Raw genomic sequence first — 12,233 nt, forward strand, 5'->3', positions numbered from 1 at the left:
TTCTCGGTCACGCGGACTATTTTGCAATTTAATGCTTGCGCTCGGTTGGGACAAGCGTCCCAGGTCGCTATTGGCCAGGGTGTTGCTGGTCGATCAACGCCTTTGATGCTTGCCGTGCCGGTATGCGCCGGACCAAAAAAAACCGAAGCCTTCTGGGCTTCGGTTCAGGGTCATCCAGGGATGCTGCTCAGGATGGGAACAGTTCGCTGAGCTTCATCGACAGCATCATGTCGCCTTCCACGCGCAGCTTACCGCCCATGAAAGCCTGCATGCCGTCGGTTTCGCCGCTGACGATGCCCTTGAGTGTTTCGCTGTCCATCACCAACGTGCAGTTGGCGTCTGGGTTCTCGCCTTCCTGCAATTGGCAGGTGCCGTCCTTGACGATCAGGGCGTAGTGCTTGTCTTCATCGGTGATGTTGAAGCCGAATACCAGGTCCAGGCCTTGGGCAGCGGATGGGTTGAATTTTTCCTGCATCTTTTTGACGGCATCAGCTACGGAGGTCATGGCGCATTCCTTATAGAGTGATTTTCACGTCCCCGCAGGGACACAACAGGCCGGGCTCACCGATAGGTGATGAGCTCCGGCGTCCTCAACAGTTGCACATGGGCTTGACTGTTGAAAGAAGCCAATGCCACGTCGCGGCCTCTGAACTTCAATTGGCTCAGCGACGTGTTGATTATCTGCCAGTTCAAGGCAAATGCCTGATCCGGGGTAATGCCTGAAACCAGGTGCAGCAAGGCGGCAATGGTGCCACCGGAGGTGAAAATGGCAATGTTGTCGCCACTGCCTGCGCTGTCCAGCACGCGGTTCAGCCCTTCGCGCACGCGGGCAGTGAACGCTTCCCAGGTTTCCAGCTCGTCGCTGCCATGGGTTCCTGCCTGCCAGCGTTGCACCATCAGCGCGAACAGGCGCTGAAACTCGCTGCGGTGCTGCGCGACGTTGCTCAGGATTGCTGGCGCGTTGGGCTCGTCTATCGACAAACCAGGCAACAGCGCACGGATCACCCCATCGGCGTCGAACTCGTTGAAAGCCGCGTCGGTCTCAACAGCCGGCACGGCGTTGCCACCGGCCTGCATTGCTTGAAGGGCGAGGCGGGCAGTGTCCTGTTGGCGACGCAGATCGCCCGCCACACATCGCTCCAGCCGTACCCCTAGCTGAGCAAGGTGCTCACCCAGCGCCTGACTCTGGCGCACGCCAACGGGCGACAGCACATCGTAGTCCTGTGCGCCGAAGGAGGCCTGGCCGTGTCGAATCAGGTAGAGGTTGCCCACGAACGCTTCCGCCATTGAAGGTTGCTGCCGAGGTTAGGGTGCGGTGCACGGCGCTGTCAACGAAAAACATACAAGCGTTTGAAAAGGTCGTTTGAAAGGTATTGCCAGCGTTTACATCCCCTGGCAGCGCTTTAGGTGCACCGGTATGCTTGTACCATTCACGCGCCCTCTGGCGCAGCTATCGAAGGAGTCACCGTGGAGTTCCTTGCCGAATACGCAAGCTTTCTCGCCAAAACCGCCACCCTGGTCATCGCTGTTCTCATCGTGCTGTCGGCCATTGCCGGCTTGCGCGGTAAAGGGCGGCGCAGACCGGGTGGGCAATTGCAGGTTACCCGCTTGAACGCGTTCTACAAGGACCTGCGCGAGCGGTTGGAATCAGGCCTGTTCGACAAGGCTCAGCTCAAGGCGTTACGCAAGCAGCAGGCCAAGACCGAAAAGAAAACCCGCAAGGACAAGGCAGAAGAAAAAGCCAGGGTCTTCGTGCTCGATTTCGACGGCGACATCAAAGCATCTGCAACTGAAAGCCTGCGCAACGAAATTACCGCACTGCTCACCCTCGCCACCCCTCAAGACGAGGTGGTACTGCGTCTGGAAAGCGGGGGCGGGCTGGTGCATAGCTATGGACTGGCTGCCTCCCAGCTGGCCCGCATTCGCCAGGCCGGCATCCCCTTGACGGTGTGCATCGACAAGGTGGCTGCAAGCGGCGGGTACATGATGGCCTGCATCGGCGAGAAGATCATCAGCGCACCTTTTGCGGTGCTCGGCTCCATCGGAGTCGTGGCACAGTTGCCCAATATCAATCGCCTGTTGAAGAAGCACGACATCGATGTCGAGATGCTGACTGCCGGTGAATACAAGCGCACCCTCACCGTGCTGGGTGAAAACACCGAAAAGGGCAGGGAGAAGTTTCAGGAAGACCTGGATGTGACCCATCAACTGTTCAAGGACTTCGTCGCCCGCTACCGCCCCCAGCTGCACATTGATGAAGTAGCCACCGGTGAAGTGTGGCTAGGCATTGCAGCCCTGAACCGCAAGCTGGTGGATACGTTGCAGACCAGCGATGAATACCTCAGCGAGCGTGCGCGAAGTGCCAACCTGTTCCACCTGCACTTCGCAGAGCGCAAGAGCCTACAGGAGCGTATTGGCATGGCGGCCAGCGGCACCGTGGAGAATACGCTGGTGGGGTTGTGGAGCAAACTTGGCCGCCTGCGCTAACACCTTGAACCTGCTGAAATTTTTTTTCGTTCAGGGGGTTGCACGGTTAAGTGAATGTAGACATAATGGCGCCCATCGAAACGCAGCAAGCTTTAAAGGTGCGGTGTTTCGGGGAGATAGCGAAGCGTAAGCTGCTAGATCCTGACTTTGAGGCCGAGTAGCAAAGTGGTTATGCTCCGGATTGCAAATCCGTCTACGCCGGTTCGATTCCGACCTCGGCCTCCACCATTCGAAAGCCCCGCAGCCATTGAGGTTGCGGGGCTTTTTTAATGCCTATGGGTTTTGCCCTTCGGTTGCCATGGGTCGGATGTTGTTATTCATACCCAAGCCCGTGCAATTAAAAGAGCAACGTTGGAACCCAGCATGATGTGGGCTTCTTCGCTTCAAGCGGCAGGATTTTCCCGAGGCGTGCCCTTTGTTTCGAGTCATGAAAAGAAAAATCTCAAGGGCGCTGCGAAAGTGGGTCGTTTACCTTGTACTTGCAGGGCTGGCAGGCAACTCCAGTCGAGTGTTCGACCACTTGTCCGCCTTGAAGCCCTGGCGCGTGGCCAAGGGCTTTGCGGCTTACCTTATGACGACCCTGTGATACTGCTCTGCCGGCGCCGTGACTACATTAAAATTAGGCACTGTACGAAATAAGGCGTCGTAGACACCCCATGGCGCGAGCCAGCGACATCACTGCTGCATAATTTTTTGCCCCAAGCCTCGTCCGAGATTTCGCGCCACTTCGCCTTCACAGAACTTTTTTCTGTTGATGGCCGGGGATCTAACAAAACCCCTGAGAATGCGGGGTGATAACTAAGTTTCTACAAATTTAGTACTGAGCCTAAATGGAGCGAATTAATTGTGCTCGCAGGAATATCATCATCCCTCCGGCAGGCGTCGTTTTTAGAGTCTAACATTCAACGTTGCCTAGTGCTTTCCAGTCTGAGTAGCTAAGTCAATGAACAGCCAAATCATAAAATCCGTCTCTTGGCGTGGTAGGCTGGATGGAAAGGCTTGGCGTGTTTGAACTAAGCCACCTGTGTATTGCTATCAAAGGCATCCGAATGGCCTCGGCGCCTGACATTTCTATCAGTTGTAAAGATGCGATCTGCTGTCTATGGTCGTCACCTGGAATCTTACATGCAGGCTTGTCCATTCTGGATATAGTTGGAGGCTCGATATGATTAGCAGTCGATTGCTTGGCTCAACTGAGACTTCTGCGGACATGTCTAATCTGGCCGAGGCAGTGCGATGGGTCCCCTTTACTCCCTATGGACATTCCAAGTTGAGTAAGGAGCTTTGATTGGCATATGCAGGTGAACTCTTCATTAAAAGCCTTTCCGGATATTTTTTTGGCAATGGCTATCGTATCTACAGTCCAGTATTGGGAAGATTTTACGGGCCCGATAATCTGTGTCCTTTCAGCGCCGGAGGTTATAACGCCTATGCGGCCTTCGTGGGCGATCCTGTGAACAACGTTGACCCCACTGGGCATTATTCAATGGCTGTGATCAAAGCGGTCGCTCGATTTCGGTCAGGCTCTATAAATACAAAAGTAAATAAGCATCTACCGACGCTCACTGACGCCCATCCTGAAGACAGAGTGGCCGCGCTGCGTCGGTACAAAGCCAAGGGAGATGTTCGAGCTAGTGATTTTAGGGTTATTATTCGTAGAAAAGATCTTGGTGCTTTAAAAGGGGTAGAGCGGAAGTTCGTGTTGACAAACGCTGGTGAGTTCATAACGGGAAATCAAGAGGTTGACTCTTTCCCTCACCCAATGCTCACCTATTTTGCTGGGAGAGAAAAGGGTGTGGTTTCTGCGGGCTATGTGGCTGTTCGGAAAGGTGTCGTCGTTTTTTCCAGCACCACGGGGCATTACTACTCGAGCATGTTGGAAAAAGACACCTTGGCGCCAGTAATCAACCACTTTAAAAATATGGGTGTGATTGCGCGACGGGTACGCGGAGGCGGAAATTCGGACATTCCTATAGATTATGATCCATGGGTTGATATGTTTTCTTAGTTTGTAATAGGCGTTGTGCTTGATTTTGCCCTGGTGCCGATCACTCGCTTTCATATCTCAATGATTTCATTGCGGCGATATTCTAGTAAGCTATCGCCTGAAGAATGAACGCAGCGTCGATGTCACTGGCCAGCAGCGTTCACCTCTCGCCGTTGGCCAAGGGCTCGTGATGTAGCTAAAGTTCAGTACTCACCCCGCCCAAGGAAAACGCGCATGTGGTGGATCGGCCCCGAAAAATCCAGGTTCAAGATTCAGCGACGCATATCGGCCGTAGTTCTGGTATTGGCCGTGTTGTTTCTTGCCACTCAAATCGAAGCCTACATTCATGGCCAAGCTCCCCTGACAGACGTGCTGGGAGGGCTGTTCCTGACTGCGCTGGGTGGCGGCATGTTTTACATGGCGGACAAGTGGTAACCCCGGTCATGTAAGGTGGCTGACTGCCCTGTACCTGCAACAGTGGCGGCGCATGGGGGCCTGTCGCTGGTCCGCTCAAGGCGTCTGGTCGCACACCCAGTCCACGAAATTGCGAATCTTCGGTGAATCGTGACTCTGGGTTGCATAGGCCACGTAGTGAGCATCCGGGCTGGGTGCATAGTAGTGCAGGGGAATCAGCAAGGCCCCGCGCTGCAGTTCTTCTGTCACCATGAACCTGGGTACCAAGGCCACACCCAAGCCTGCGATCGCTGCGCGAATGCACAGGTCGAAGGTGTCGAACTGCGGGCCCCTGTAGCTGTTTCTAGACGTCATTGCCTGGGCGCCCAGCCAGTCATGCCACGCCTCGGGTCGCGAAACGCACTGCAAGAGCGTATGGCTGTGAATGTCATCGATAGCCTTCAGCGGCCGGTGCAGCAGCAGAGCAGGGGCGCACACGGGCACGACGTCTTCGCGAAACAGCTCGACGCATTGGGCGCCGGGCCAGGTGCCGCGTCCATAGAAGAATGCAACGTCCGCCTTGGCCTGCAACAGGTCGAATGGCTCCAGCTCATTGCGCACGCTTAGCCGTACGTGCGCAAACGCTGCGCTGAATGCCGGCAACCGAGGAATCAACCAGCGCGAGCCGAATGTCGGCTGGGTCGCGATTCTCAAGGTTTCTGCCTGGCCATCGAACGTCAGGATGAAGCGCGTCGAGATGTCCGTCTGGCTCAAGATCTTGCCAACTTCGCTCAGGTACAGCTCGCCCACGGCGGTCAGTTGCAAGCCGCCACGCAACCGATTGAACAGCCGGCGCTGCAACATCTGCTCAAGTTGAGCGACCTGCTTGCTGACGGCGCTTTGCGTCAGGTTCAGTTCACGGGCAGCGAGGGTGAAGCTGGCATGACGGGCAGTGGATTCAAAGCACTGCAGCGACATCATCGACGGAAGCAATTTCTTGTGCATGGCTTGCAGGCATCACCTAAATCTATGGCCAGGCAGGCCGGACGAGCCGCCTGGACCAGGACGGCTGGGCGGTCGGCCAATCTATGCGCTGGTCGCTGGGATTTCAAGCGCATGCAGGCAGGACGCGATGGATTGCGCCTGGGCCTGGGCGTACAGGGTCGTTTCGTCGATCACACGAGCGCCCAGCGCTGCCTCCAGCTGCTGCTGGTTACCTTGCGTAATGGCGTCGGCCTTGGCGCTTTCGCCGAGGTTGGACTGAAAGATCCCGGCGGCGCTCACAGGCAGGAAGTCCTCATACACCAATGGCTCGAAGCCGACTGCACCTTGTTCGATCAGTGCTTCCAGATTCGTCCCATGCGCTTTGCTCGCATCCCTCACGTAGTAATTGAAGTAAGCGAGCTTGTGCGTGCGCAGCGAGGCGTAGTCGTCAGGAAACGCGCTGAATACTGTGTTGAGTATGTGCGCGTACTGCTCGGCATTGTCCGCGCAGGGTGCCGCGCCCAAGGATTGCCGGGCTTGGCTCAACAGCCGGTCATACAGCGCTTTGCCCGCAGGTGTCAGCGCCGCGCCTCGTTGCTCGATTTCTCCGAAGCGAGCCGTGTGATGCCCGGGGGCTCCATCACCACCAGCGAAGGTCACCGCTTCCTGCAAGGCCTTGAAGCTTGTCTGACGCAACAGGATCGGGCATTGGCGCGGCGGCGGCCCTTCGATGACTGCCTTGGGGGTCATGCCGCGCGAACGCATCTGGGCCTGCGCGCGGTCGATGTCGAGCGTGCGGGGCGTGAGGTGGTTGATGTGCGGCCCACGAAACGCCACCACGTCAGCGATCAGGCGATGCTGATCATGCAGGGCGCGGTATTGCTGGGCGCTGACCGTCGCGCTCTGGTGCCAACGAAAGGTTTCCAGCGCCTCTTGGACGAACGCTTGAGCGTCCGTATCGGTAAGCCCGCCGTCACGTTCGTGGCGATCGATGAGCGCCAGTACACCAGGGGTGAAAATGGTCCGCTCGTTCAGCAACTGGCAGGCCTGTTCACGCAGTTGTGGGTCTTCGATCAATTCGAGCCGCAACAGCGAGGTGAACACCCTGAACGGATTGGCGCGCAGCGATGCGGCCTCGATCGGTCGGAACGCAGTGGCATGCACCGGCACGGCGGCGATGCTCAGGTCGTAGTAGCCGACTGGCGACATGCCCATGACCGCGAACAGTCGGCGCAAGCCTTGCAGCTCCTCGGCCGTTCCAACACGGATAGCGCCATGGCGTTCCACGCTCAGGCGTTGCTCGTCACCGCTGCTACGCAGTCGTTCTGCCAGCGCGGGCTGGGCGGCCAGGGTCTGGGTATTGACCTCGGCGACCAGGTCCAGCAAATCGCCATACAGCGGTACCTCCTGCTTGTACATCGCTGACAGGGCGGTACTGAAAAGCGCGCGGATTGCGTCGGGGTGCATGAAACGGACCGGGTCCATGGTGAGCCTCCTGGGAAATTCGAGGCCTGCATTGATCACGGTGACGCGCCGTCCTGGCAAACGAATTAACCGAATCGCTGCCTGACTTTTTCGCATGCCTGGCCTCAGGTACATGCACCTGCTGTATCACGGCATGCCAAGTCGTCAGCGACAGCGGCCTGCGCCTTGCAAACCAGGCCATTCCTAGCGGGAATGCAGGCCCGATATTTTTTCGTTTGCGTGAATACAGGTTTTACCGCAGGTTGTGACGGCCTTGGCGGTGGGCTGTGCCCGCCGCTCGCGCTGTTGCCGCAGCGCCGTGTAGTGCCGGAACAGGCACGCCGTAACCCGCCATAATAAGGATAAAACATGCACAACCCTAACCCCGCCGGGGTCACCGCCGCGTCCACCGAGCGGACCTGGATCACAGCCTTCGTGTTTTGCTTCCTGACGATGGTCATCGATGGCGCCGATGTCATGATCCTGGCCTATAGCCTGGCCACGCTCAAAACGGAATTCGGCCTGACTGGCCTGCAGGCAGGCATGCTCGGCAGTTGCACCCTGGCCGGCATGGCTGTTGGGGGCATTTACGGTGGTTGGGCGACCGACCGTCTCGGGCGGGTACGTACCGTGGTGCTCAGTGTGCTGCTGTTCAGTCTTGGTACGGGGCTGTTGGGCTTTACCGAGAACTATGTGCAGTTTGCGATCATCCGCTTTGTCTCGGCCCTGGGCCTGGGTTCGGTGTACGTTGCATGTAATACACTCATGGCCGAGTACGTACCTACCCGGTTTCGAAATACCGTTCTGGGCAGCCTGCAAGCGGGCTGGTCGGTCGGCTATATTGTTGCAACGCTGCTCGCTGCCTGGATACTGCCAAGCTACGGCTGGCGCACGTTGTTCTTCGTGGGTGTCACGCCGGTGATTCTGGCCCTGCTGATGCACAAGATGGTGCCGGAACCTTCTACCTGGACCCGTTTGCAGAGTGCTGATCGCGCAGAGCGCAAGGCGCGTGAGCGCGTAGAGGGCGGCAAGTACAAACAGATCTTCGCCAACCCCAATGCCGCAAAGATGTTCGTCCTTTGGTCACTGACCGCCGGCTTCCTGCAGTTCGGTAACTATGGCGTCAACAACTGGATGCCCAGCTACCTGGAAACCGAACTGGGCATGGCGTTCAAGCAGATGACCACGTTCCTGGTCGGCACCTACACCGCTTCGATCCTCGGCAAGGTCATCGCCGGCATGGCGGCGGACAAGTTTGGGCGGCGCAAGGTATTTGCCGCTGGTTGCCTGGGCACGGCGCTGTTCCTGCCGATCATCGTCCTGTTCAACCAGCCGGAAAACATTCTCTGGCTATTGATCGTCTTCGGCTTCCTCTATGGCGTGCCTTACAGCGTCAACGCCACGTACATGACGGAAAGCTTCGAGGCCAAGTTCCGTGGCTCTGCGGTTGGCGGGGCCTACAATATCGGGCGTATTGGTGCAGCGGTCTCGCCGGCTGCCATCGGCTTCTTCGCCAGCCAAGGCTCGATCGGCGTCGGTTTCCTGATCGTCGGCGCTGCGTATTTCCTTTGCGGCATGATTCCGCTGCTGTGCATCCGCGAGAAGCAATTCGACCCGGCTCGGGAATGATCGGTGAAAGTCGATAGGGTGGGGCGCTTGCTCGATAAACCTTGACTCACGTTTCGAGCAATGATCACGTGCAGTCACCGCATTTTGCTAAATGCGTGCTCGTACGAAGACCTGACAGCTGATTCTGCTAGAAAACGCCGCCTGTAAAAGCGGCGTTGCTGTTTGTAAGCGTGGCGACCCTGCGCTAGATCACCGGATCCGCAATCACCTGGGCCAGCCGATCAGTACTTGCCCTTTGGACTTTTCTCGAACTTCCATTCCGTCATTTTCTTCGCTGCCAGGAAGCTCTCGCAGTTGGCAATGAATTCCTTGCGGTTGGCTTCCTTTGACAAACTGGCAAGGTTTTTTTCGTACAGCTGCGGGCCACAGTTGTCTGCCGTTGGCTCGGGCACTTTTTCTTCGGTGCAGCCTGCCAGCAGGGTAATCAACCCAACAAGCGGGAGGAGGTGGGAGCGTTTGCGGTCCATGACGTAATCCTTCGTCGGTCTCTTTCAAAGTGCGTGCAAGCTGTTTGCTACCCAGCCTGCGGGTGCGCAGACTATCACGCTAGCTGTGTTATTGGCTCGCACACCCCCGCATGACGTTCTATTCAAAACTCGAGATCACCCTGCCTGCTCTCTTTGGCAATCGGCCTTATCAGTTGCGCACCCTGATTACGAACATTGCCAACGGCCTTGTCGACCGGATGCCAGCGAAAGTCAGTGGCCGGACGGCAGCCTGCCGCCACGATCGCCTCGGCGCGCTGCGCGGAAGTGGCAGGGTCCAACCACTCCCTGGCAAGGTGCGGTGCCAACACCAGGGGCTTTCGGTCATGAATATCGATCAAGCCTTGGTCAGCGGCTGCCGTGATGATCACGAAACCATCGCGCTCGTCCGGTTCAAGGGTCTGGTGAACTTCGGCAAGCGCGGCAAAGTAGAGCGGTGCACCGTCGGCACTGGTGATGTAGTAGGGTTGCTTGCGCTTGGGGTTTTGCGCATCTGGCAGCCATTCAAACCAGCCATTGGCGGGGGCGAGCGCTCGTGCATGTGGCCACAGACTCTTGAAGAACTTGCCAGTGGTTACGGTTTCGGCCCGGGCATTGATGGGGTCGAGTCGCTTGCCTTTGGCCCAGTGAGGCGACCATCCCCACTTCACGTTGTCTACATGCAGGCCATCCTCAGCCTGGCGTATAACTTCGACACGAGTAGAGGGCGCCACGTTATAGCGATCGATCGGTTCATGGTCATAGCCGTTGATCACGACCAGATCCAGCGCCAGTTGTCGCAAGTAGTGATCCATCGACTCGTAGATCGAGTAGCGTCCGCACATGTATCCACCTCTCGTCCGTCAGAAATTCACACGTTCAGGATTGACCCATTCGCCGATGCCAGTTTAACTGTATATGCATACAGTTTGCATTGGACTTTCTCTCATGACCATCACCTTCCTGGGCGCGCCATGTGGCAGCTCTGAACCACTCCCGATTTATTCGTACTACGTTCCGGCCGGTTTTCCATCGCCTGCCGCGGATCATCTTGAAGGCCACATATCCCTTGATGAGTTATTCGACATCCGCGCACCGCATGTGTATCTGGTGAAAGTGGAGGGTGACAGCATGCAAGGCGCTGGCATCTATTCGGGCGACATCGTGGTGGTGGACCGAGGGCGCGAGGCCGAGCACGGGGATATCGTGATTGCGGCCATCAACAGTGAGCCGGTGTGCAAACGCCTGCACCGACGTGACGGTGTGGTGATCTTGAAGTCCGAGAACCGAGCCTACCCGCCGCGCTATGTCATGGAGGGCGATGATCTGCTCATTTGGGGCGTGGTGCGCTATAGCGTCCGCGACCATGCACAGTGAGCCGATATTTGCGCTGATCGACTGCAACGCGTTCTACGCCAGCTGTGAGCGCGTATTCCGGCCCGATCTGGCGAAGACGCCGATCGTAGTGCTGAGCAACAACGACGGTTGCGTCATTGCCCGGTCCTATGACGCCAAGCCATTCGTGAAAATGGGCGAGCCTTATTTTCAGGCGCGGGAAAAACTCCGCCGGCACGGTGTCGTGGCATTCAGTAGCAATTACGCGTTGTATGGCGACATGAGCGAGCGGGTGATGACGCTGATCGAATCGATGGTGCCTGCTACCGAGGTCTACAGCATCGACGAATGTTTTGCTGAGCTCACTGGCATGGGTCAGGACCTGACGCGGTTCGGGCACCGGCTGCGCTTGCGCATCGCCCAGTGCACTGGCATTCCTGTGGGTGTGGGTATCGCACGCACCAAAACCCTGGCCAAGCTGGCCAACCACACTGCCAAGCGGCTGCAGAATCACACTGGCGGCGTGGTAGACATCACCGACCCGGTCAAACGGGACTGGGTGCTGCGCAATACCGCGGTCAAGGAGGTGTGGGGCATCGGGCGCAAGATGACCGCGCACCTGGAGGCCATGGGCATTCGTACGGCAATGGATCTGGCCCGCGCCGATGCCTGGACGTTACGGCAGCGCTTCAACGTGGTGGTGGAAAAAACGGCCAGGGAACTGGCAGGCACTCCTTGCCTGGAACTGGACGATGTCGAGCCGCCCAAGCAGGAAATCTGCAGCAGCCGAATGTTCGGCATGCGCCTTAGCGAGCTGGCGCCGATCAAGCAGGCGGTGGCCACCTATGTCGGCCGTGCTGCCGAGAAGCTCAGGGCCCAGGGGTCGGTGTGCAAGCGCATGCGGGTGAGCATCCGCACGGGCATGTTCAACCCGAACGAAGTGCACCATGCCCAAGGCGCATGGGTGGAGCTCCCCTATCCGACCTGCGACACGCTGCTGCTGACCCGATTGGCTACCGATGCCGTGGAGCGGATCTTCCGGCCGGGGCTTCGTTACAGCAAGGCGGAGGTGTTGCTGATGGACCTGCGTCAGCCGGGTGAATTTTCGGGTGACTTGTTCGCCCCCAGGCAATCGGCAGCCTGTGATCGGCTCATGGAAGTAATGGACAGTATCAATGAGCGTTGGGGCAGGGGGACGGTCCGTGCGGCCAGCGTGCCAGCCGCACCGGACTGGGGCATGAAACGGGAGATGATGAGCCAGTCCTACACCACCCGAATCGATCAGCTATGGACTATCAGGGGTTGAGCGGGAGGCGGCTCGACATCGGCAAACTGGCGCGGCTGAAGCTTATGGTTGCCGGATTGTCTGACAATGGCGATTGCGCCCGCAGTTTTGTCCGTTCATGCCTGTAAAAAACGATCAACGCCGTGTCGCAATAATCGCTTTCTTTCAGATTTGACTGATATATTTCGCCCCTTGCCGCAGTGTG

The 12,233-nt window shown here is 57.7% G+C and carries 12 protein-coding genes and 1 tRNA gene; 7 read left to right on the forward strand and 6 right to left on the reverse strand.

Features of this window, described 5'->3' with window-relative positions; translation table 11 throughout:
* Nucleotides 1-187 precede the first annotated feature (187 nt).
* On the reverse strand, nt 188-505 hold the full coding sequence (locus tag FS767_RS05645) for an SCP2 sterol-binding domain-containing protein (protein WP_027916140.1): 318 nt from the start codon (nt 503-505) through the stop codon (nt 188-190).
* 56 nt (nt 506-561) lie between these two features.
* Nucleotides 562-1,272 carry a histidine phosphatase family protein gene (locus FS767_RS05650; protein ID WP_144964604.1) on the reverse strand — a complete coding sequence of 237 codons (711 nt, stop codon included), beginning with the start codon at nt 1,270-1,272 and terminating at the stop codon, nt 562-564.
* Nucleotides 1,273-1,467: 195 nt separating this feature from the next.
* Between FS767_RS05650 and sohB the strand changes: the two genes are divergently transcribed.
* The 4 genes from sohB (at nt 1,468) to FS767_RS05670 (ending at nt 4,909) form a co-directional block, all read left to right on the forward strand.
* Nucleotides 1,468-2,487 carry a protease SohB gene (gene sohB, locus FS767_RS05655; protein WP_144964517.1) on the forward strand — a complete coding sequence of 340 codons (1,020 nt, stop codon included), beginning with the start codon at nt 1,468-1,470 and terminating at the stop codon, nt 2,485-2,487.
* A 151-nt stretch (nt 2,488-2,638) separates the two neighbouring features.
* Nucleotides 2,639-2,712, forward strand: a tRNA-Cys gene (locus FS767_RS05660).
* A gap of 1,063 nt (nt 2,713-3,775) precedes the next feature.
* Nucleotides 3,776-4,495 (forward strand): RHS repeat-associated core domain-containing protein, encoded by a 720-nt coding sequence (locus tag FS767_RS05665; protein WP_144964518.1) that lies wholly within the window; start codon nt 3,776-3,778, stop codon nt 4,493-4,495.
* A gap of 213 nt (nt 4,496-4,708) precedes the next feature.
* On the forward strand, nt 4,709-4,909 hold the full coding sequence (locus tag FS767_RS05670; RefSeq protein ID WP_144964519.1) for a hypothetical protein: 201 nt from the start codon (nt 4,709-4,711) through the stop codon (nt 4,907-4,909).
* Between the two features lie 75 nt (nt 4,910-4,984).
* Here the strand turns inward: FS767_RS05670 and FS767_RS05675 are convergent, their stop codons facing one another.
* Both FS767_RS05675 and FS767_RS05680 read right to left on the reverse strand, forming a co-directional pair.
* Entirely contained in the window at nt 4,985-5,872 is an 888-nt protein-coding gene (locus FS767_RS05675; protein WP_144964520.1) for a LysR family transcriptional regulator, read from the reverse strand.
* Nucleotides 5,873-5,953: 81 nt separating this feature from the next.
* Nucleotides 5,954-7,336 (reverse strand): VOC family protein, encoded by a 1,383-nt coding sequence (locus FS767_RS05680; protein ID WP_144964521.1) that lies wholly within the window; start codon nt 7,334-7,336, stop codon nt 5,954-5,956.
* Between the two features lie 348 nt (nt 7,337-7,684).
* On the opposite strand from FS767_RS05680, the gene FS767_RS05685 reads away from it, so the two are divergent.
* Nucleotides 7,685-8,944, forward strand: a complete 1,260-nt coding sequence (locus tag FS767_RS05685) for an MFS transporter (RefSeq protein WP_058603394.1) — start codon at nt 7,685-7,687, stop codon at nt 8,942-8,944.
* A 221-nt stretch (nt 8,945-9,165) separates the two neighbouring features.
* On the opposite strand, the gene trbK is transcribed toward FS767_RS05685, so the two are convergent.
* Nucleotides 9,166-9,411 (reverse strand): entry exclusion lipoprotein TrbK, encoded by a 246-nt coding sequence (trbK, locus tag FS767_RS05690; RefSeq protein WP_058637826.1) that lies wholly within the window; start codon nt 9,409-9,411, stop codon nt 9,166-9,168.
* A 122-nt stretch (nt 9,412-9,533) separates the two neighbouring features.
* Nucleotides 9,534-10,253 carry an SOS response-associated peptidase family protein gene (locus tag FS767_RS05695; RefSeq protein ID WP_144964522.1) on the reverse strand — a complete coding sequence of 240 codons (720 nt, stop codon included), beginning with the start codon at nt 10,251-10,253 and terminating at the stop codon, nt 9,534-9,536.
* 103 nt (nt 10,254-10,356) lie between these two features.
* Between FS767_RS05695 and FS767_RS05700 the strand changes: the two genes are divergently transcribed.
* Nucleotides 10,357-10,785, forward strand: a complete 429-nt coding sequence (locus FS767_RS05700) for a LexA family transcriptional regulator (RefSeq protein WP_144964523.1) — start codon at nt 10,357-10,359, stop codon at nt 10,783-10,785.
* Nucleotides 10,775-12,049, forward strand: coding sequence for a translesion error-prone DNA polymerase V subunit UmuC (gene umuC, locus FS767_RS05705; RefSeq protein ID WP_144964524.1), 1,275 nt, complete (start codon nt 10,775-10,777; stop codon nt 12,047-12,049). Before FS767_RS05700 ends, umuC begins: the two co-directional genes overlap by 11 nt.
* Nucleotides 12,050-12,233: the final 184 nt, after the last annotated feature.

It is taken from the genome of Pseudomonas sp. DE0010 (assembly GCF_007680745.1).
GTDB classification, from domain to species: domain Bacteria; phylum Pseudomonadota; class Gammaproteobacteria; order Pseudomonadales; family Pseudomonadaceae; genus Aquipseudomonas; species Aquipseudomonas parafulva_B.